This is a genomic window from Paracoccus sp. DMF, from assembly GCF_004407025.1.
GTDB classification, from domain to species: domain Bacteria; phylum Pseudomonadota; class Alphaproteobacteria; order Rhodobacterales; family Rhodobacteraceae; genus Paracoccus; species Paracoccus aminovorans_B.
Genome location: NZ_SOKV02000033.1, coordinates 16,405 through 35,974 on the forward strand (window position 1 = coordinate 16,405; position 19,570 = coordinate 35,974).

The window sequence follows — 19,570 nt, forward strand, 5'->3', positions numbered from 1 at the left end:
GCTCACTCCGCCGGTTGGGCGACGATGCCGCGCCGGGCGCCGGCGGCGACGCGATAGCGCCGGTCCGACAGGCTGACCAGCCCGCCAAGCGCCATCAGCGCGCAGCCGAGCCAGATCCAGCTGGCGAAAGGCTTCACATAGCTGCGCACCGCCCAGCCGCCGCCCTGCTGCGGATCGCCGATGACCAGGTAGAGGTCGCGGAACAGGCCGTTCTGGATCGCCGCCTCGGTCGTCGGCATGGCCTGCACCGGATAGACCCGCTTTTCCGGGTGCAGCAGCGCGACCTGGCGGCCGTTCTGGCTGACCCGCATGGTGGCGATGGTGGCGTCGTAGTTCGGGCCGGGTCGTTCCTCGACCTTTTCCAGGGTGATCTCGTAGCCGGCGACGGTGAAGGGCTGGCCGACCTGCGCCACGCGGATGTCCTCGACCTGCCAGGCCATCAGCAGGCTGATGCCGATGAAGGTCACGCCCAGCCCGCCATGGGCGATGGCCTTGCCCCAATCGGCGCGCGGCAGCCGCGCCAGCCGCGAAAGCCCCGAATTGCCGGTGCGCAGCCACAGGTCCACCGCCGCGCCGCCCAGAAGCCAGGCGCCCAGGCCGGCGCCGATCACCGCCAGCGCCGAATGCCCGGTCGAGACGGCAAAGACCAGCGCCGCCACCGCCGCGGCAAAGGCCAGCGCGCCGCGCAGCGGCATCAGCGCCCGCTTCAGTTTGCCGCGCTTCCACGGCAGGATCGCGCCCAGAGGCAGGACGATCGCCAGGGCCAGCATGAAGGGGGTGAAGGCCTTTTCGAAGAAGGGCGCGCCCACCGACATCTTCTTGTCCCAGGCCATCTCGGCCACCAGGGGCCAGACCGTGCCGATGAAGACCACGAAGGCCGCAACCGCCAGCAGGATATTGTTCAGCACCAGGGCGCCTTCGCGCGAGACCGGGGCGAAGACGCCCTTGGCCTGCATCGCCGGCGCGCGGAAGGTGTAGAGCGTCAGCGCACCGCCGACGAACAGCCCCAGGATCGCCAGGATGAAGACGCCGCGCTCGGGGTCGCTGGCGAAGCTGTGGACCGAGGTGATGACGCCCGAGCGCACGATGAAGGTGCCGATCAGCGAAAAGCCGAAGGCCATGATCGCCAGCAGGATGGTCCAGCTTTTCAGCACCTCGCGCTTTTCGACGACGATGGCGGAATGCAGCAGCGCGGCGGCGATCAGCCAGGGCATGAAGCTGGCATTCTCGACCGGGTCCCAGAACCAGAAGCCGCCCCAGCCAAGCTCGTAATAGGCCCACCAGGACCCCAGCGCGATGCCGATGGTCAGGAAGATCCAGGCGGCCAGCGTCCAGGGCCGGACCCAGCGCGCCCAGGCGGCATCGACCCTGCCCTCGATCAGGGCGGCGACGGCAAAACTGAAGGCCATCGAAAGCCCGACATAGCCGAGATAGAGGAACGGCGGGTGGAAGGCGAGGCCGGGGTCCTGCAGCAGCGGGTTCAGGTCGCGGCCGTCGAAGGGCGGCGCCTCGATGCGCAGGAACGGGTTCGAGGTGAACAGGATGAAGCCCAGGAAGGCCACGCCGATTGCGGCCTGCACCGACAGCACCCGCGCCCGCAACCGGGGCGGCAGGTTGGCGTCGAAGGTGGCGGCGGCGGCGCCGAACAGCGACAGGATCAGCACCCAGAGCAGCATCGAGCCCTCGTGATTGCCCCAGACGCCGCTGATCTTGTAGAGCATGGGCTTGGCAGTATGCGAATTCTCATAGACCAGCAGGACCGAGAAATCCGAGCTGACGAAGGCCAGCGTCAGCGCCACGAAGGAAATCGCGATCAGCCCGAATTGCGCCAGCGCGGCGGGCCTTGCGCTGTCGATCCAGCCGCTCCAGCCACGGGCGGCGCCGATCATGGGCACGATCATCTGGAAGATCGCCACGCCAAAGGCGAGGATCAGGGCGAAATGGCCGATTTCGGCGATCATGGGCTTCCTCCGGGTGGCTGGCCGGAAGAATAGCCGGGGCGCGGGCGGCAAGCCAGCCCCCCGCGCCCGTCAGATTGTCACAGAGACGCTAGTGCTGCACTGCTAATGCTCGGCCTGCGCCGCCGCCCAGTCGCGCAGCGCCGGGTTGTCCTCGAAGCCGTCGCCCTCGGGCAAGGCGGCCAGCGTCATCGGCGCGGCGCTGCGCATCGTCGGGCGGGTGCGAAAGTAATGCGCCTCGCGCGCGCCGAAATAGAAGCTGATGATGGCACCCAGCAGCCACCACAGCGGCTCGGGCACCAGGTTCAGGTTCTGCATGCGCAACCCGAAGCCCACCGGCTCGGCCATGGCATAGACGAAAAGCCCGATGGTGCCCAAGGTCAGCAGCGGCCGCGGCATCCGGTTCAGCCCGTTCATCAGCCCGTCGAACCAGCCGCGCGGCTGGGCGGCGAACTCGCCGGTCAGCTGGGCCATGGCGCGGGCATAGGCCTCCTCGTCCAACTCCATGCGCCTTGTCGAGTTCTCGCGGAACACCTCGGCCATGCCGGTCGCGGCATTGGCGACCGTGGTGACGGCGGTGCCGGCGCCCAGAAAACGGTCCATCACCCCCATGTCGCCACCCTCGCCCGATGCTCGGCCGCCGTCAGGTGATACTTAGCCGAGATGAACTCCTCGGCCCGGGTGATCCAGCCGCCCTTGCCGCCGGCCTTGGTGCGGGCATATTTGCGGCTGGCCGGCCGCGCATCGGCGAGCGCATAGTAATAGTTGCGCCGCGCGATGCCATAGGCGTCGGCGAAATAGCCCGGCGCCGCCAGGTCGGCCTGGGTCGCGGCGCGGATCGTCGCCGGCCCGACCATGCCATCGTCGCTGGCCGGAAAACCCATCCGCGTCACCAGCCGCTGCAGGATCTTGACCGCATTGGTGCCGGCATTGACATACATGTCGAAGACCGAGGCCTGCACCGAAGCCGGCAGTTCCGCCAGCCGCGGCCGGCGGAAGTAATGCTCGACATAGATGCGCGCCGCATCGGCGCGGGTCAGCGCCTTGACGTCGGCCACGTCCACCCTGCCGTCGCCGGTCTTGTCGATCCCCAGCCTTTGCAGCGTTGCCAGCGTCACGCCGTAATTCGTCGCCCCGCCCGGATCGTCGGGGTCGTTGACATAGCCCCCCTCACGCGCGACGATTTCCGCCGCGATTTCCTCGACCGTCTTCATCCACAGCCCCCTTGCCTGAAGCGGGGCCAAGGCTGCGGTGACGCGGTTAACCCTTCGTTAACCAGGCGCGCGTTGCGTCGGGACGTCGGGCGTCAGGAGTTCGGATCCTCGTAGACACCCTGTTCCTTGAGCGAGTCGATGACCTCGCGCGGCATGTAGCTTTCGTCGTGCTTGGCCAGGATCTCGGTCGCGACGAAGGTGTCGCCCTCCATCCGGCCGGTGCCGATCATGCCCTGGCCCTCGGCGAACAGGTCGGGCAGCACGCCGGTAAAGCGCACCGGGATCGAGGCGCCGCCGTCGGTGACGCTGAAGCTGACGGTCTCGCTGGCGCCGCGGATCAGCGTGCCCTCCTCGACCAGCCCGCCCAAGCGGAACACCTCGCCGGCCGAGGGCGGGCTCTCGGCCATCTGGCTGGGCGAGCGATAGAGGTTGATGCCGTCGCGGAAGCCATAGCCGATCAGCGCCACGGCCAGCAACAGTGCGACGGCAGCGGCGATCAGGACCTGGATTCTACGCTTTTTCTTAAGCGATTTCATTGGAATGGCTTTCCATGTTCAGGCGCTTTCGAACCTGATCGGATGGCGGAGGAACTGCGTGGCCTTGCCCGAGACGCGCTCGGGGTCGCCGGTGGTCAGGAAGCGCGAGACCGTGCCCGCGCCCAGCATCTGCGGATGGCGTTTCAGATAGTCGTCCAGGCTCTCGGCCACCAGGTTCGGTTGCGAATAGACCGTCACATTCTGCCCCAGCGCCTTCTGGAAGGCAGCCTGGACCAAGGGATAATGCGTGCAGCCCAGGATCGCCGCCTCGGGATGCGGCATGCGGCGCAAAAGCGCCTCGACATGGCTGGTCACCAGCGCCTCGGCCAGGATCTCGTCGCCCATCTCGATGGCGTCGACCACGCCGCCGCAGGGCTGGGCCTCGACATCGACGCCGATGGCGCGGAAGGCCAGTTCACGCTGGAAGGCGCGGCTGGCGACCGTGGCCGGGGTGGCGAACAGCGCCACATGCTTGACCGCGACCTCGCGTGGCGGCGAATTGTCGCCCCAGCGGCGCTCGGTCAGCGCCTCGATCATCGGCACGAAGACGCCCAGCACGCGCTTGTCCTCGGGCAGCCATTTCTCCTGCATGCGCTTCAGCGCCGCGGCCGAGGCGGTGTTGCAGGCCAGGATCACCAGGTCGCAGCCCTCGGCCCACAGCCGCTCGACGCCGGCGCAGGTCAGGTTGAAGATGTCCTCGGCATCGCGCACGCCGTAAGGGGTGTGCTTGTTGTCGCCCAGATAGACCAGCGGCAGCTCCGGCAGGCGGGCGGCGACGGCGCCCAGCACGGTCAGCCCGCCCAGACCCGAATCGAATACCCCTACCGCCATGGCTCGTCTCCCCTTGCTCGCGACGCGCCTTGTTTAGGCTGCGCGGCGGCGGATTGCCATGATTTATGTCAGGCGCGGCATATCGTCCGCCGCTCAAGACGACGGGCGCGAATCGGGGTTGTGCGGCAGCATTCTGCCCGCCGATCCGGCGCCCGGCGCAGGGATAGGCAGCGCAGTGCCATAATGGGTCACTCATGCTGCCGGATTAACGGATTTGTTGGCGTTTTGCAGGGTTGTTCACCCTATCTTCTGTGATAAGGGTTGCACGGATTGCATGGCTGATGCCGCAAGAAAGCACTGTTATGGATTGGGATAAATTAAGAATATTTCACGCCGTCGCTGACGCTGGGAGTTTGACCCATGCGGGCGATGTTTTGCACCTGTCGCAATCCGCCGTCAGCCGCCAGATCCGCGCGCTGGAGGATTCGCTGGCGACCACGCTGTTTCACCGTCACGCCCGCGGCTTGATCCTGACCGAGCAGGGCGAATTGCTGTTCGAGGCCACCTCCTCGATGGTGCGCAAGCTCGACACCACCGCCGCCCGCATCCGCGACAGCGAGGAGAATGTCTTCGGCGAGCTCAAGGTGACCACCACCACCGGCTTCGGCACGCTCTGGCTGGTGCCGCGGCTGGCCAAGCTCTATGAGCGCTATCCGGACCTGAAGATCGACCTGATGCTGGAAGAGCGGGTGCTGGACCTGCCCATGCGCGAGGCCGACGTGGCGATCCGCATGAAGGAGCCGAACCAGCAGGATCTGATCCGGCGCCGGCTGCTGAACATCCGCATGCGGCTTTATGCCACACGGGAATACCTGGCCAAGGCCGGCGTGCCGCAGACCATGGAGGATCTGGTCCCGCACCGGCTGATCTGCCAGAACCCGCAGACGCCGCAGGTCAGCTCGGGCGCGGTGCTGTCGCAGATGTTGTTGGGGCTGAACATGACCTCAACGCTGATGGTGAACAATTACTTCGGCGTGTTGCAGGGCGTGCTGAACCATGTCGGCATCGGCGTGCTGCCGGACTATCTGTCCGCAGATTTCCCAAACCTGGTCAGGGTCTTGCCGGCGATCGAATCCGGCGAGGTGCCGGTCTTCCTGGCCTTCCCCGAGGAGTTGCGCACCTCGCGCCGCGTCACCGCCTTCCGCGACTTCGTGCTGGAGGAGATCCAGGCCATCCGCAAGCAGCAGAGCGAGGAAGAGGCGGTGCATCCGTCCGACAAGTGACCGCCGGACGGGCGGTGCGGCAAGCGCCCTGCCCGAGATATTCGCAGAATGCATATCGGCCATGTGCGGCCACCGGCATTTGCGCCTTGAACCGTTCGCACTCTGCACATATTTCCACTCTCGAAGGCGGTGATCATGAGGAAACTCTCATCACCTTCAACCTCCCTGTTGGACTTGAGCCGGGCTTCATGCCCGGCTTTTTTTTGCCCTTCCCCACAGGCTGGGCATCGCGCGCGCGTCGCGGTCGGCGGGGTATTTGGAAAACAGAGAAAGCCCGGGCGTTTCTTCGTCGTATCGGCTGCGCGCAGGGCCTTTCCTAATGGGCGCGCGCCGCTTAAAAGGCCGGGAAAACCGGGCAAAGGGGGCGCCAGCATGCTAGAACCGCAGATCACCCAGGAATTGATCGCCGCGCATGGCCTCAAGCCCGATGAATACCAGCGCATCCTGGAGATCATCGGCCGCGAGCCGACGTTCACCGAGCTTGGCATCTTCTCGGCGATGTGGAACGAGCACTGCTCCTACAAATCCTCGAAGAAGTGGCTGCGCACCCTGCCCACCACCGGCCCGCAGGTGATCTGCGGCCCGGGCGAGAACGCTGGCGTGGTGGACATCGGCGACGGCCAGGCCGTGGTCTTCAAGATGGAGAGCCACAACCATCCGAGCTATATCGAGCCGCACCAGGGCGCCGCGACCGGCGTCGGCGGCATCCTGCGCGACGTCTTCACCATGGGCGCCCGGCCCATCGCCGCCATGGATTCGCTGAGCTTCGGCCGGCCCGAGCACCCCAAGACCGCGCATCTGGTCAAGGGCGTGGTCGAGGGCATCGGCGCCTATGGCAATGCCTTCGGCGTGCCGAACGTGGGCGGCGAGGTGCGGTTCCATGCCTCTTACGACGGCAATTGCCTGGTCAACGCCTTTGCGGCCGGCCTCGCCGATGCCGACAAGATCTTCTATTCGGCCGCCTCGGGCGTCGGCATGCCGGTGGTCTATCTGGGTGCCAAGACCGGGCGCGACGGCGTCGGCGGCGCCACCATGGCCTCGGCCGAGTTCGACGACACCATCGAGGAAAAGCGCCCCACGGTGCAGGTCGGCGACCCCTTTACCGAGAAATGCCTGCTGGAGGCCTGCCTGGAGCTGATGCAGACCGACAGCGTGATCTCGATCCAGGACATGGGCGCGGCCGGGCTGACCTGCTCGGCGGTCGAGATGGGCGACAAGGGGGGCTTGGGCATCAAGCTGGTGCTGGACGCCGTGCCGCAGCGCGAAACCGCCATGACGGCTTACGAGATGATGCTGTCCGAGAGCCAGGAGCGCATGCTCATGGTGCTGAAGCCCGAAAAGGAGGCCGAGGCGCGGGCGATCTTCGAGAAATGGGACCTGGACTTCGCCATCGTCGGCGAGACCATCGCCGAGGACCGCTTCCTGATCATCCACGGCAACGAGGTCAAGGCCGACCTGCCGCTGTCGAAGCTGTCGTCCAGCGCGCCGGAATACGACCGCCCCTGGGTGCCGACCCCGGCGGCGGCGCCGATGCCTGCACTGCCGGCGATCCGGCCCATCGCGGCGCTGCGGGCGCTGATCGGCTCGCCCAGCCATGCCCACAAGGCCTGGGTCTGGGAGCAATACGACACCCAGGTCGGCGCCGACACCGTGCGCCGCCCGGGGCTGGGCGCCGGGGTGGTGCGGGTGCATGGCAGCGGCAAGGCGCTGGCCTTCACCAGCGACGTGACGCCGCGCTATGTCAAGGCGAACCCCTATGAGGGCGGCAAGCAGGCGGTGGCCGAAGCCTATCGCAACCTCTGTGCCGCGGGCGCCCTGCCCCTGGCCACGACCGACAACCTGAATTTCGGCAATCCCGAGAAGCCCGAGATCATGGGCCAGCTCGTCGGCGCCATCAAGGGCATTGGCGAGGCCTGCGCGGCGCTGGATTTCCCCATCGTTTCGGGCAACGTCTCGCTTTACAACGAAACCGACGGCAAGGGCATCCTGCCGACCCCGACCATCGGCGGCGTCGGGCTGATCGCCAATCTGGACGATCTGATCGCCGGCCTGCCCGCCGAGGGCGACGTGGCGCTGGTCCTGGGCGAGACGGCCGGCCACTTGGGCCAGTCGGCACTGGCGGCCGAGGCCTTCGGCATCGAGGCTGGCGACGCCCCGCCCGTCGATCTGGCGGCCGAGCGCAAGCATGGCGAATTCATCCGCGCCAACGGCAAGCTGTTCAGTGCCGTGACCGACCTGTCGGATGGCGGGCTGGCGCTGGCGGCCTTTGAACTGGCCGAAGCCGCCGGGCTGGGCGTGACGCTGGATGCCGCCGAGATCGACCAACTCTTCGGCGAGGATCAGGCCCGCTACCTGGTCGCCTGCACCGCCGGGAATGCCGCCAAGCTGGCCGAAGCCGCGCAGACTGCGGGCGTGACCCTGGCCCGCGTCGGTCGCTTCGGTGGCGATCTGGTGACGCTGGGCGGCGACAGCGCCCCGCTGGCGGAACTGTCGCAGCTGTATCGCGGCGCCTTCGAAAAGGCTCTGAACCTGGAACTGGCCTAAGCCTTTCCGACCCGATGAACCCGGCCGCCGCCCCGCGATGGCCGGGTTTTTCATGCGCCGATTGCAGCCGTGGATAAGAATTCGCGCCGTTGACGCTGCGTCATAGGTAATCCCACCCATTCCGCTTTGCCCGCGCCGTGCCCAGATGAGCCAGCGGAGACGGATCATGCATCAGTCACCCAGGGGCCGCGGATCGTTCCTCCCTGAGATCGGCGGCCAGATCAAGCCCCGCTCCTGCCGTGAGCGGGGCTTGCCAGCCTTTGCCCTGCGCCACGGCAAGGCGACGCAGGATACCCGGATTTCAGCGACTTATGGGGAAAATGGCGGTCCCAACACGATTCGAACGTGTGGCCTCTACCTTCGGAGGGTAGCGCTCTATCCAGCTGAGCTATGGGACCGCGAGCCCGTGTTGATTAGCCGCAAACGCGCGGCTCTGCAATGGGGTTCAGGCGAAAAGCTCGTGACAGAAGCCCAAACCGTCGACTAGCGCATCGACCTCGGCCCGGGTGTTGTACATGGCAAAGCTCGCCCGCGCCGTGGCCGTGACGCCGAAGAAGTCCAGAAGCGGCATGGCGCAATGCGTCCCGGCCCGGACGGCGATGCCGCGCTTGTCGAGGATGGTCGAGATGTCATGCGCATGCGCGCCCTGCATGGTCAGCGAAAAGATCGCGCCCTTGTCCGGCGCATCGCCCTGCATGGCCAGCCAGTTCAGGCTGCGCAGCCGCTCGCGGGCATAGTCGCGCAAGCCGCGTTCATGCGCGGCGATGTTCTCCATCCCGAGGCCCATCAGATATTCCAGCGCCGCGCCCAACCCGATCTGGTTGACGATGCCGGGGGTGCCGGCCTCGAAGCGCAGGGGCGGGTCGGCATAGTCGACGGTGTCGCGGGTCACGGTGCGGATCATGTCGCCGCCACCCATGAAAGGCCGCATCTCGGCCTGGCGCTCGCGGCGGATCCAGATCGCGCCCGAGCCCGAGGGGCCATAGAGCTTGTGCCCGGTGATGCAGTAGAAATCGACGCCGAGCGCGCCCAGGTCCACCGGCATATGCACCGCGGCCTGGCTGCCGTCGGCCAGCACCGGCACCGAGGTTCCGCGCGCGATGGCGCCGACATCGACCACGGTGCCGGTCACGTTCGACATATGGGTGACGGCGATCAGCCTGGTGCGCGGGCCGATGGCGGCCAGCACCTTCTCGGCCGGCAGGCTGCCGTCGGGCTCGGGCTCGACCCATTTCAGCTGCACGCCCTGGCGCTCGCGCAGGAAATGCCAGGGCACGATATTGGCGTGATGCTCCAGCACCGACAGCAGGATCTCGTCGCCGGCCTGCAAGTGCGGCGCGGCCCAGCCATAGGAGACCAGGTTGATGCCCTCGGTCGCGCCCGAGGTGAAGATCACCTCGTTCTCATGCGGCGCGTGCAGGAAGCGGGCGATGATGCTGCGCACCCGCTCGTAATTCTCGGTCGCGAGGTTCGAGAGATAATGCAGGCCCCGGTGGACATTGGCATATTCGCCCTCGTAGGCGCGGGTGATGGCGTCGATCACCTGGCGCGGCTTCTGCGCGCTGGCGCCATTGTCCAGATAGACCAGCGGGCGGCCGTTCACCTGCGTGGACAGGATCGGGAAATCGGCCCGGACCGTGTCGATGTCGAAGCTCATGGAGTCACCTCGGGGACGATGCCGAAGGCCGCCGCGAAAAGCGACAGCACGAAGCCCAGGACGAACAGGCTGCCGACCAGGCCCACCACCACCTTGGCGGTGCTGGTGAAGCCGTGCAGCGCCTTGGTCATGGTCACGGCAAGATAGAGGAACAGCCCGAAGGCTAGGATCGAAAGCAGCGCCGCCGTGGCCGGGAACAGCAGCGTCATCACCAGTTGCACCGCCTGCAGCCCGACCAGCAGCAGTTCGACCCAGGCCACGACCAGCAGCGCGTCGGCGAAATCGCCCTGGCCGCCGAACCAGCGGCCGACCTGTGCCATCATCAGCGCCGAGACGACCATGGCGCCGAACTGCACCCCGGCCAGCGTCAGCGGATGCGACAGCAGGCGCGACAGCGCATTGTCGAACTCGACCGGGAACAGCATGAGCGACAGGCAGGCGAGCAGCGTGGACAGCGTCACCGCCAGCAGAAGCAGCGTCCAGCGCGCCGACATCGGCAGTGCCAGCCGGCGCAGAACCTGCAGCGCCGCCTCGGGCCTGCGCAGGGTCAGCACCACCAGATCGCCAAGATCGCCCGAAGTCATCCGTTCCCCGCCAATGCGCGCAGTCCCGCGCCCCATATCACCAGAAAGCCCAGGCCCGCCAGCCCCCGGGTCAGGCTCAGCGCCGCGCCGGGGCCGACCAACCCCTCGGTCAGGCCGGCCAGCAGCATGGCCGGCGCCACCGCGAGCAGCGCCCAGAACAGCGCCAGCCGGGAATCGCCGGGCGCGACCGGCCGCCCCGCCAGACGCGACAGCGCCGAGACCAGCGCCGCCACGGCATAGGCCAGCAGCGGCATCATGAACATCACCGCCAGCAGCGCGCCCCCCATGCGCGCGTCGAACGGCACCGAGGGGTCCAGCTGCGCCGCCCGCTGGTGCCCGGGCGCCTGGGCGATCAGGAACACCAGCATCGCCGCCATCAGCACGGCGATCAGCCCGCGCTCGGGCAGGCCGCGCAGGCCGGCGACGACCCGGCCGGGCGCCCACCAGCTTTGCATGATCCTGGGGACGATCCCGGCCGACGCCACCTTGGCCGTCAGCCCTTGGCGCGGCTGGTCAGCCATTCGTCCAGCCGGACCAGGATGGCGTCGCGCAGCTCGTCGTTCTCGATCTCGGCCAGCGCATCGGCCAGGAAGGACAGGACCAGCAGCACGATGGCCTGTTCCCTGGGCACGCCGCGCGAGCGCAGGTAGAACATCGCCGTCTCGTCCAGCGCGCCGGTGGTCGAGCCATGCGAGCATTTCACGTCGTCGGCATAGATTTCCAGCTCGGGCTTGGCAAGGAACTGGCTGCCCTCGTCCAGCAGAAGTCCCTGGCTGATCTGGTAGCCGTCGGTCTTCTGCGCGCCGGGCTTGACCAGGATCTTGCCCTGGAAGATGCCATGCGCGCCGTTCTTCAGCACCTTCTTGAACACCTGGCGGCTTTCGCAGCGCTCGGCGGCATGGGTGATGAAGACGGTATCGTCGTGATGGAAGGCACCCTCGTCGCCATCGCCCAGAACGGCGGCGGCGATATGGGCCACGGCATCGTCGCCGGCGATCTCGATCACGCCCTCGTTGCGCATCATCCGGCCGTTGACCGACAGCGCGAAGGACTTGAACAGCGCGCCCTCGCCCACGCGGGCGAAGATATGGCCGATGCCCAGCTTGGCGTCATCGGCCCGCTTGCTGGAGATGTGGTGGAAGCGCGCGCCCGCGGCCAGGTCCACCTCGAGCATGGTGTTCGAACGGGCGCCGATGCCGCCGGTTTCCAGCAGCGTCAGCTCGGCGCCGGGTTCGAGCTTGACGACATGGTGCAGCACCACATCCGCCGCCGCGTCCTGGCGGCGGTAAAGCACATGCAGCGGGCGCGAGACCGGGCCGGTGACGCGGATCAACAGCCCGTCGCGGGCGGCGAGCGTGTTCAGCACCGCGAAGGGCCGCTTGACCGGGACCTGGCCGGCGGCTTCCAGCGTGCCGTAGAGCCCGGCCGCCCAATGGTCGGCACCCGTATCGGCGGCGGCCAGGCTTTCGATCTGCAAGCCCTCGGCCGACAGATCGTCCGAGGCGGCGGCATCGAAGACGCCGTCGACGAAAACCAGCGTCAGCCGGTCGATGTCGCTGAACAGCGAGGCATCGCGCGCCGGCACCGCCAGCGCCTCAGAGCGCGGGGCGTTGAAGGGCGCGGGGTCGGTATAGCGCCAGTATTCGTCGCGGGCGCCGGGCAGGCCCATGGACGCGAGCCGCTCGGCCGCATCGCGGCGCGCGGCTGCGGTGAACCCGCCCTGCGGCAGGTCCAGCGCCTCAAGCCGGGCCGACAGCGCCGAGGCGCCGGGCCGCGCCTTGCCCTCGACCGCCGGGGTCTGGGCCGACAGAACAGCCGTGTCCGCCATCAGCCGACCTCCGCCAGCAGGTCGCCATAGCCGTTCTGCTCGACCTCCAGCGCCAGCTCCGGACCGCCGGTCTTGACGATGCGGCCGGCCGACATGATGTGGACCACGTCCGGTTTGATATGGTCCAGCAGGCGCTGGTAATGGGTGATGACCAGGAAGCTGCGCTCGGGCGAGCGCAGCGCGTTCACGCCATCGGCGACCAGCCGCATGGCGTCCACGTCCAGTCCCGAATCGGTCTCGTCCAGGATGCACATGCGCGGCTCCAGCATGGCCATCTGCAGGATCTCGTTGCGCTTCTTTTCGCCGCCCGAGAAGCCGACGTTCACCGGGCGCTTCAGCATCTCGCCGTCGATCTTCAGCGTCTTGGCCTTTTCGCGCACCAGCTTCAGGAACTCGGCCGAGCTGAGCTCTTCCTCGCCGCGCGCCTTGCGCTGCGCGTTCAGCGCCGTGCGCAGGAAGGTCAGGTTGCCGACGCCGGGGATCTCGACCGGATACTGGAAGGCCAGGAACAGGCCGGCGCTCGCGCGCTCCTCGGGCTCCATGTCCAAGAGGTCGTGGCCGTCCAGGCTCGCCTCGCCTTCGGTCACCTGATAGCCGTCGCGGCCCGACAGCACATAGGACAGGGTCGACTTGCCCGAACCGTTCGGGCCCATGATCGCATGGACCTCGCCCGCCGGCACGGTCAGGTCGACGCCGTTCAGGATCTGCTTGTCCTCGTCTTCAAGTTTGACGTGCAGGTTCTTGATTTCCAGCATTTTTATTCCCTCAAACGGTCGTGGCGGCGCGCGCGGCGGGCGCCCTTGTGTTCATGTCGCGGCAGCGGCCGGTCATCCAACCGAGCCTTCGAGGCTGATCGCTACCAGCGACTGCGCCTCCATGGCGAATTCCATCGGCAGCGCCTGCAAGACCTCGCGGCAGAAGCCGTTCACCACCAGCGCCACGGCGGCCTCCTCGTCGATGCCGCGGGCGCGGCAATAGAACAGCTGGTCGTCATCCACTTTCGAGGTCGTCGCCTCATGCTCCACCCGGGACGAGGTATTCTTCACCTCGATATAGGGCACAGTATGGGCGCCGCATTGATCGCCGATCAGCAGGCTGTCGCATTGCGTATAGTTGCGGCTGTTGGTCGCGCGCGGGTGCATCGACACCAGGCCGCGATAGGTATTCTGCGCCTTTCCGGCGGAAATCCCTTTGGAAACAATGCGCGAGCGGGTGTTCTTGCCAAGATGGATCATCTTGGTGCCGGTATCCGCCTGCTGCATGTTGTTGGCGATGGCGATGGAATAGAACTCGCCCTGGCTTTCCTCGCCGCGCAGGATGCAGGAGGGGTATTTCCAGGTGATCGCGCTGCCGGTCTCCACCTGCGTCCACATCACCTTGGCGCGGGCCTCGCGGCAATCGGCGCGCTTGGTGACGAAGTTGTAGATGCCGCCCTTGCCTTCCTCGTCGCCGGGGAACCAGTTCTGCACGGTGGAATATTTCACCTCGGCATCCTCGAGGATGACGATTTCCACAACCGCCGCATGCAGCTGCGCCACGTCGCGCTTGGGCGCGGTGCAGCCTTCCAGGTAGCTGACATAGGCGCCCTTGTCGGCGATGATCAGCGTGCGCTCGAACTGGCCGGTGTTTTCGGCGTTGATGCGGAAATAGGTCGAAAGCTCCATCGGGCAGCGCGTGCCCGGCGGCACATAGACGAAGCTGCCGTCCGAGAAGACCGCCGAGTTCAGCGTGGCGAAGAAATTGTCCGACTGCGGCACGACCGAGCCGAGGTATTTCTTCACCAGCTCGGGATGCTCGCGGATCGCCTCGCTGATCGAGCAGAAGATGACGCCGGCCTTGGCCAGTTCGTCCTTGAAGGTGGTGCCGACGCTGACGCTGTCGAAGACCGCGTCGACCGCGACCTTGCGCCCTTCGGCCGGCGCGCCCTCGGCGCCCTCGATCCCGGCCAGGATCATCTGTTCCTTCAGCGGGATGCCCAGCTTTTCATAGGTCGCCAGCAGCTTCGGATCGACCTCGTCCAGCGACTTCGGCTTTACCGCCATGCTTTTCGGCCGGGCATAGTAATACTGGTCCTGGTAGTCGATTACCGGATAGTTCAGCATCGCCCATTTCGGCTCGACCATGGTCTGCCAGCGGCGGAAGGCGGCCAGGCGCCATTCCAGCATCCACTCCGGCTCGGCGTTCTTTTCCGAGATCAGCCGGACGATGTCCTCGTTGATGCCCTTGGGGGCATAGTCCATCTCGATCTCGGTATCCCAGCCGTATTTGTAAGACCCCATGTTCTGGACGGTCTCGACGGTCTCGCGGTCTACGCCCTCGCGGACTTCGATGGCCTCGCCGGTCTCAACAGACATCTCACACCCTTCCCACGGTTTCCCGCTGATCATTCCTTTGCCGCCAGCGGTCATGCGCCGCCAGCCAGGCATCCGCGAAACGCTGAACGTCCCGAGGGTCCGTCGTCGGACCGATCGAGACGCGGATCGCATCGCCCGCCCATTCCGGCGCGATCCCCATGGCCGTCAGGACGGAGCTTGGCCGGACCTTGCCCGAGGAACAGGCCGAGCCTGCCGAAACGGCAAATCCGGCGAGGTCCATCTGCATCACCTGCGTCTCTCCGCGCCATCCCGGCGTCAGGATCGACAATGTATTCGGCAGGCGGCGGGATTCGCGCCCCGGAAATGTAACCATTTCTGTCCGGGATTCCAGAGCACCCATCAGTGAATCGCGGATTTCACCCATTTTTTCACCGATTCCTTGATCCAGATCATTCTGCGCCGCCTTTGCGGCCGCGGCAAAGCCCAGAATGCCGATCAGGTTCTCGGTCCCGGCGCGGCGGCCCTGCTCTTGCCCGCCGCCCTTGATGCGCGCCTCGATGTCGGTGCCGCGCCGGACGACTAGGGCGCCGATGCCGCGCGGACCGCCCAGCTTGTGGGCCGAGACGAAGCCCGCCTGCACGCCCAGCCAGTTGAAGGCAAAGGGAACTTTCCCGAAGGCCTGGGTCATGTCGCTGACCGCCAGCCCCTCGGGCAGGTCCTGGATCACCCCGGTCTCGGCATTGGCGAGTTGCAGCGTCGCCCCGGCCGGGTCGGGCACCGCCACGCTGCCCGCCGCATCGACCTGCAGGACGTCGCGGCACCAGGCCAGCACGGCGGCATGCTCGACCCCGGCGCAGGCCAGGTCGCGCCCGCCCAGGATCAGCGCCGCGCTTTCCGTCGCGCCCGAGGTGAAGATGACATCCGCGCCCTCGGCCCCCAGCGCCGTGGCGATCTCCTCGCGCGCGCGCTCCAGCGCCGATTTCGCCGCCCGCCCCTCGGCATGGACCGAGGACGGGTTGCCGACGATCTCGCTCGCCTCCAGCATCGCCGCGCGCGCCTCGGGGCGCAGCGGCGCGGTGGCGTTCCAGTCCAGATAGACCCTGTTCATGCCCGATCCCCCGGCAAGGTGTCGCCCGCATGGCTCAAGGCATCAGCCAGCCGCGCCGCCAGCCGGCGCGCCACCTCGTCCTTGCCAAGCCGCGGCCAGCTTTCCGTCCCGGCGGCCGAGATCAGCGTCACCGCATTCTCGGCCCCGCCCATGATGCCGGTCGAGGGGCTCACGTCATTCGCCACGATCCAGTCGCAACCCTTGCGCATCAGCTTGGCGGTGGCATTGGCCAGCACATCGTCGGTCTCGGCCGCAAAGCCCACGACCAGTTCGGGCCGGCCCTGCCGCAACTGGCTGATCCAGGCCAGGATATCCGGGTTCTCGGCGAAATGCAGCTCGGGCAGCTGGCCCGAGCCGTCCTTCTTGATCTTGCCGTTGCGGGCATTGGCGACATGCCAGTCGGCCACGGCGGCGGCCATGACGGCGGCATCGGCGGGCAGCGCATCCTCGACCGCGTCGCGCATCTGGCGCGCGGTCTCGACGGCGATCACCTCGACGCCCTCCGGCGGCGGCACCTCGGCCGGGCCGGTGACGAAGCTCACCCGCGCGCCCAGGTCGCGCAGCGCGGCCGCGATGGCCGTGCCCTGCGCGCCGCTGGACCGGTTGGCGATATAGCGCACCGGGTCGATCGGCTCATGCGTCGGGCCCGAGGTGACGATGACATGCCGCCCGGTCAGCACCCGCTGCGGCAGCGATACCACCGCCTCGGGCGGCAGGCGCAGCGGCTTGTCGTGGCCAAGCGCGCTGCGGATCGCCGAAAGGATCGCCTCGGGCTCGGCCATGCGGCCGGGGCCGTATTCGCCGCAGGCCATGTCGCCCTCGTCCGGGCCGACGAAGCGGATGCCGTCGTTCTCCAGCGTGTCGAGGTTGCGCTGCGTCGCGGGGTGCTGCCACATGCGCACGTTCATCGCCGGCGCCACCAGCACCGGCTTGTCGGTCGCCAAGAGCAAGGTCGAGGCCAGGTCGCCCGCCAGCCCCGCTGCCATTTTCGCCAGCAGGTCCGCCGTGGCCGGCGCCACCACGACCAGGTCGGCGGCGCGCGACAGCTGGATATGGCCCATCTCGGATTCGCGGGTCAGGTCGAAAAGCGCGGTATGGCACGGCGATTCCGCCAGCGACGACAGCGTCAGCGGCGTCACGAACTCAGCCCCCGCTGCGGTCAGCACCGGCACCACCGCGCCGCCCTCGCGCCGGATCATGCGGATCAGCTCGGGGATCTTGAAGGCGGCGATTCCCCCGCCGACGATCAGCAATATGCGGCTGCCCTGCATGGTCGCTTCCTTTGCCGTGACGCTTGGCAAGGACATAGGCCGAAGCGGGGGCCGGAACAAGCGAGCCGCGCCCGTTAACCAATCTTTAAGCCCTGCCGGGTTAAGCCGGGCCGGGGTGACGTGGGGACGAAGATGGTGGCGATTGCCTATACCGTGGCCTTCGACGGGGTCGAGGCGCGGCTGGTCGAGGTGCAATGTTCGGTCTCAGCCGGGCTGCCGGGCTTCGGCATCGTCGGCCTGCCCGACAAGTCGGTCAGCGAGGCGCGCGAGCGGGTCAAGGCCGCCTTCGGCGCGCTGTCGATCGCCATGCCGTCGCGACGGGTGACGGTGAACCTGTCGCCGGCCGACCTGCCGAAAGAGGGCTCGCATTTCGACCTGCCCATTGCGCTCGCGGTGCTGGCCGCGCTGGAGGTGCTTCCGGCCGAGGCGCTGGAGCGCGTGGTCTCGCTGGGCGAGCTGGCGCTGGACGGCCGGCTTTCGCCGGTGACGGGCGCCCTGCCCGCCGCCATGGCCGCGACCGAGGATGGCCGGGCGCTGATCGTGCCGCGCGCCTGCGGCCCCGAGGCGGCCTGGGTCGCCGCCGTCCCCGTGCTTGCGCCGCGCACGCTGCGCGAGGCGGTGGACCACCTGACCGACCGCGCACCCCTGCCCCGCGCCCAGCCGGGCGAACTGGCCGAGACCGCGCGCGCCGCCGATCTGTCCGAGGTCATAGGCCAGGAACGCGCGCGCCGCGCCATCGAGATCGCCGCCGCCGGCCGCCACCACCTGCTGATGGTCGGCCCCCCCGGCGCCAGCAAGTCGATGCTGGCGACGCGGCTGCCCGGCATCCTGCCGCCGCTGACCCCGCAAGAGGCGCTGGAGACCTCGGTCATCCATTCCGTCGCCGGCCAGCTGGCCGAGGGCGGCATCTCGCGCAGTGCGCCCTTCTGCCAGCCGCATCACACCGCCTCGATGGCGGCCATGGTCGGCGGCGGGCGCGGCGCCCGGCCCGGCCAGGCCAGCATCGCCCATAACGGCGTGCTGTTCCTCGACGAACTGCCGGAATTCGAGCGCCGAGTCATCGACGCCCTGCGCGAGCCGATCGAAACCGGCGAGATCCATGTCTCGCGCGCCAATGCCCATATCCGCTATCCGGCGCGCTTCCTGCTGGTCGCCGCCGCGAACCCCTGCCGCTGCGGCGAGATCGCCGATGCCGGCCAGACCTGCAGCAAGGCGCCGCGCTGCAGGGCGGATTACCTGGGGCGGATCTCGGGGCCGATGATGGACCGCTTCGACCTGCGCTTCGAGGTGCCGCAGGTTTCGATTGCCGACCTGGGCCTGCCCGCGACCGGCGAAAGCTCGGCCACGGTCGCCGAGCGGGTGGCGGCGGCCCGCGGCATCCAGGCCAGGCGCTTTGCCGACCACCCGCGGGCGCGGGTCAATGCCGACGCCTCGGGCCGGCTGCTCGAGGAGATCGCGCCGCTCGACAGCGAGTGCCGGTCGCTGCTTGCGCTCGCGGCCGAAAAGCTGGGGCTGACCCCGCGCGGCTACCACCGCATCCTGCGCAGCGCCCGCACCATCGCCGACCTCGACGATTCGCCGGCGATCCGCCAGCCGCACCTGGCCGAGGCGCTGTCCTATCGCCTGCCCTTCGGCCGCCCCGACTGACGAGAGTTGCGGGATGGCTGGCAGGGCGCTCCGAATCGAAGCCGCAGCAGCATGGTGGCCCTGCTTCCAAATCGCAGGCTCTGTGCAGGCTTGCCATGCTTGGCAGGCATCCTCTCATCCGCCGGCCACAGCGAATCCTGGTTATATGCGCCTGATCTGGTTATTTCGCCCGGCCGCAATGCCGTTGTCGCGCCGGCCGCCGGTTCGCCGGTTTCCGCCCATCGATCTGCTTGAGGCGGCTGGACTTGCCCTGGAAAAGTCGAGAGCGCCAACTGGGGCTCTGTTGCACAAATCGGCTGATGGCTGAGGTTCCCCTTTGCCCGGACGGACTTAACCCACGGCCTCTGTGACAGCTATGCCGAGCGCGGTGAAGCCATTGGCGATCCGGACCTGGAGTTCCGCGATCCAACGGTCGAAGTCCCCATGAGCCGCTGGCCCATCAGTTTCACGCAATGCATCTTCGTTTCGACGCGACTTCGGCAGTGATATCCGCTCCATCGCCGCCAGAGCGCGCGGCCAAGGTATTTCGAAGCGCGCAGGGCCTCGTTACGGGCCACGGCTCCGGCGGTGACGGTCTTCCACGGCTTCGCGTTCTTGCGGAACGGGATGACGGCATGAGCGCCGCGCTCGGCGATCGCTTCATGGTTGCGGGTGTCGTAGGCGCCGTCTGCCGTGACGCTGCCGATCTCCTGGCCCTCAGGTATCTGGCTGAGAAGGTCGGGCAGCATCGGCGCATCGCCGGTATGGCTCCCGGTGTCTCGGCGGCTCGAACCTCCAGCCTTTGAATGCATTTCTCGATCCGCGCCATGGAGCGGCAGGCTCAGGGCAAGGCGCTGGACCAGCTGCCGGCCTTT

General features: G+C 67.7%; 16 protein-coding genes, 1 tRNA gene and 1 pseudogene. 3 read left to right on the top strand and 15 right to left on the bottom strand.

Features of this window, described 5'->3' with window-relative positions; genetic code table 11:
- Positions 1-2 precede the first annotated feature (2 nt).
- The 5 genes from E3D03_RS15225 to E3D03_RS15245 form a co-directional block, all read right to left on the bottom strand.
- Positions 3-1,961, bottom strand: coding sequence for a heme lyase CcmF/NrfE family subunit (locus E3D03_RS15225; protein ID WP_263567646.1), 1,959 nt, complete (start codon positions 1,959-1,961; stop codon positions 3-5).
- A 102-nt stretch (positions 1,962-2,063) separates the two neighbouring features.
- Positions 2,064-2,570 (bottom strand): holin family protein, encoded by a 507-nt coding sequence (locus E3D03_RS15230; RefSeq protein ID WP_411969829.1) that lies wholly within the window; start codon positions 2,568-2,570, stop codon positions 2,064-2,066.
- Complete coding sequence (locus tag E3D03_RS15235; RefSeq protein WP_263567648.1) at positions 2,561-3,172, bottom strand: holin-associated N-acetylmuramidase; 612 nt, start codon at positions 3,170-3,172, stop codon at positions 2,561-2,563. Before E3D03_RS15235 ends, E3D03_RS15230 begins: the two co-directional genes overlap by 10 nt.
- Positions 3,173-3,264: 92 nt before the next feature.
- Positions 3,265-3,708: a cytochrome c maturation protein CcmE gene (gene ccmE, locus E3D03_RS15240; RefSeq protein ID WP_263567649.1), complete on the bottom strand. Its 444-nt coding sequence runs from the start codon at positions 3,706-3,708 to the stop codon at positions 3,265-3,267.
- A gap of 18 nt (positions 3,709-3,726) precedes the next feature.
- Positions 3,727-4,539 carry a glutamate racemase gene (locus E3D03_RS15245; protein ID WP_263567650.1) on the bottom strand — a complete coding sequence of 271 codons (813 nt, stop codon included), beginning with the start codon at positions 4,537-4,539 and terminating at the stop codon, positions 3,727-3,729.
- Positions 4,540-4,841: 302 nt separating this feature from the next.
- Between E3D03_RS15245 and E3D03_RS15250 the strand changes: the two genes are divergently transcribed.
- Together E3D03_RS15250 and purL are read left to right on the top strand one after the other, a co-directional pair.
- Positions 4,842-5,762, top strand: a complete 921-nt coding sequence (locus E3D03_RS15250; protein ID WP_263567651.1) for a LysR family transcriptional regulator — start codon at positions 4,842-4,844, stop codon at positions 5,760-5,762.
- A 372-nt stretch (positions 5,763-6,134) separates the two neighbouring features.
- On the top strand, positions 6,135-8,306 hold the full coding sequence (gene purL, locus E3D03_RS15255; protein WP_263567652.1) for a phosphoribosylformylglycinamidine synthase subunit PurL: 2,172 nt from the start codon (positions 6,135-6,137) through the stop codon (positions 8,304-8,306).
- 321 nt (positions 8,307-8,627) lie between these two features.
- Here the strand turns inward: purL and E3D03_RS15260 are convergent.
- From E3D03_RS15260 to coaBC, 9 genes are all read right to left on the bottom strand, one after another.
- A tRNA-Arg gene (locus E3D03_RS15260) sits at positions 8,628-8,704 on the bottom strand.
- 47 nt (positions 8,705-8,751) lie between these two features.
- The gene (locus E3D03_RS15265; RefSeq protein ID WP_263567653.1) at positions 8,752-9,963 is read right to left on the bottom strand and encodes a cysteine desulfurase; all 1,212 of its coding nucleotides are present in this window, start codon (positions 9,961-9,963) and stop codon (positions 8,752-8,754) included.
- Positions 9,960-10,547: a Yip1 family protein gene (locus E3D03_RS15270; protein WP_018001266.1), complete on the bottom strand. Its 588-nt coding sequence runs from the start codon at positions 10,545-10,547 to the stop codon at positions 9,960-9,962. The genes E3D03_RS15265 and E3D03_RS15270 overlap by 4 nt, the downstream gene beginning before the upstream one ends.
- Entirely contained in the window at positions 10,544-11,068 is a 525-nt protein-coding gene (locus E3D03_RS15275) for a hypothetical protein (RefSeq protein WP_263567654.1), read from the bottom strand. Before E3D03_RS15275 ends, E3D03_RS15270 begins: the two co-directional genes overlap by 4 nt.
- A complete protein-coding gene (locus E3D03_RS15280; RefSeq protein WP_263567655.1) occupies positions 11,041-12,375 on the bottom strand; it encodes a SufB/SufD family protein in 1,335 nt (444 codons plus the stop codon). Before E3D03_RS15280 ends, E3D03_RS15275 begins: the two co-directional genes overlap by 28 nt.
- Positions 12,375-13,130, bottom strand: coding sequence for a Fe-S cluster assembly ATPase SufC (sufC, locus tag E3D03_RS15285; RefSeq protein ID WP_263567656.1), 756 nt, complete (start codon positions 13,128-13,130; stop codon positions 12,375-12,377). Before sufC ends, E3D03_RS15280 begins: the two co-directional genes overlap by 1 nt.
- A gap of 72 nt (positions 13,131-13,202) precedes the next feature.
- A complete protein-coding gene (gene sufB, locus E3D03_RS15290) occupies positions 13,203-14,729 on the bottom strand; it encodes a Fe-S cluster assembly protein SufB (RefSeq protein WP_062563189.1) in 1,527 nt (508 codons plus the stop codon).
- A gap of 1 nt (position 14,730) precedes the next feature.
- Positions 14,731-15,798: a cysteine desulfurase family protein gene (locus E3D03_RS15295; RefSeq protein WP_263567657.1), complete on the bottom strand. Its 1,068-nt coding sequence runs from the start codon at positions 15,796-15,798 to the stop codon at positions 14,731-14,733.
- Complete coding sequence (gene coaBC / locus E3D03_RS15300) at positions 15,795-17,069, bottom strand: bifunctional phosphopantothenoylcysteine decarboxylase/phosphopantothenate--cysteine ligase CoaBC (RefSeq protein ID WP_263567658.1); 1,275 nt, start codon at positions 17,067-17,069, stop codon at positions 15,795-15,797. Before coaBC ends, E3D03_RS15295 begins: the two co-directional genes overlap by 4 nt.
- A gap of 132 nt (positions 17,070-17,201) precedes the next feature.
- On the opposite strand from coaBC, the gene E3D03_RS15305 reads away from it, so the two are divergent.
- Positions 17,202-18,716, top strand: coding sequence for a YifB family Mg chelatase-like AAA ATPase (locus tag E3D03_RS15305; RefSeq protein WP_263567659.1), 1,515 nt, complete (start codon positions 17,202-17,204; stop codon positions 18,714-18,716).
- A gap of 330 nt (positions 18,717-19,046) precedes the next feature.
- On the opposite strand, the pseudogene E3D03_RS15310 reads toward E3D03_RS15305, so the two are convergent.
- Positions 19,047-19,500 (bottom strand): annotated as a pseudogene (locus E3D03_RS15310) (transposase); the annotation flags it as partial.
- Positions 19,501-19,570 lie beyond the last annotated feature (70 nt).

What these genes read in the sequence shown, in the direction of transcription:
- ccmE (WP_263567649.1), bottom strand. Translation starts at nt 3,708, where the DNA reads ATGAAATCGCTTAAGAAAAAGCGTAGAATCCAGGTCCTGATCGCCGCT.
- E3D03_RS15235 (WP_263567648.1), bottom strand. Translation starts at nt 3,172, where the DNA reads ATGAAGACGGTCGAGGAAATCGCGGCGGAAATCGTCGCGCGTGAGGGG.
- E3D03_RS15275 (WP_263567654.1), bottom strand. Translation starts at nt 11,068, where the DNA reads ATGGCTGACCAGCCGCGCCAAGGGCTGACGGCCAAGGTGGCGTCGGCC.
- coaBC (WP_263567658.1), bottom strand. Translation starts at nt 17,069, where the DNA reads ATGCAGGGCAGCCGCATATTGCTGATCGTCGGCGGGGGAATCGCCGCC.
- E3D03_RS15250 (WP_263567651.1), top strand. Translation starts at nt 4,842, where the DNA reads ATGGATTGGGATAAATTAAGAATATTTCACGCCGTCGCTGACGCTGGG.
- E3D03_RS15265 (WP_263567653.1), bottom strand. Translation starts at nt 9,963, where the DNA reads ATGAGCTTCGACATCGACACGGTCCGGGCCGATTTCCCGATCCTGTCC.
- E3D03_RS15295 (WP_263567657.1), bottom strand. Translation starts at nt 15,798, where the DNA reads ATGAACAGGGTCTATCTGGACTGGAACGCCACCGCGCCGCTGCGCCCC.
- sufB (WP_062563189.1), bottom strand. Translation starts at nt 14,729, where the DNA reads ATGTCTGTTGAGACCGGCGAGGCCATCGAAGTCCGCGAGGGCGTAGAC.
- sufC (WP_263567656.1), bottom strand. Translation starts at nt 13,130, where the DNA reads ATGCTGGAAATCAAGAACCTGCACGTCAAACTTGAAGACGAGGACAAG.
- purL (WP_263567652.1), top strand. Translation starts at nt 6,135, where the DNA reads ATGCTAGAACCGCAGATCACCCAGGAATTGATCGCCGCGCATGGCCTC.
- E3D03_RS15270 (WP_018001266.1), bottom strand. Translation starts at nt 10,547, where the DNA reads ATGACTTCGGGCGATCTTGGCGATCTGGTGGTGCTGACCCTGCGCAGG.
- E3D03_RS15225 (WP_263567646.1), bottom strand. Translation starts at nt 1,961, where the DNA reads ATGATCGCCGAAATCGGCCATTTCGCCCTGATCCTCGCCTTTGGCGTG.
- E3D03_RS15280 (WP_263567655.1), bottom strand. Translation starts at nt 12,375, where the DNA reads ATGGCGGACACGGCTGTTCTGTCGGCCCAGACCCCGGCGGTCGAGGGC.
- E3D03_RS15245 (WP_263567650.1), bottom strand. Translation starts at nt 4,539, where the DNA reads ATGGCGGTAGGGGTATTCGATTCGGGTCTGGGCGGGCTGACCGTGCTG.
- E3D03_RS15230 (WP_411969829.1), bottom strand. Translation starts at nt 2,570, where the DNA reads ATGGGGGTGATGGACCGTTTTCTGGGCGCCGGCACCGCCGTCACCACG.
- E3D03_RS15305 (WP_263567659.1), top strand. Translation starts at nt 17,202, where the DNA reads ATGGTGGCGATTGCCTATACCGTGGCCTTCGACGGGGTCGAGGCGCGG.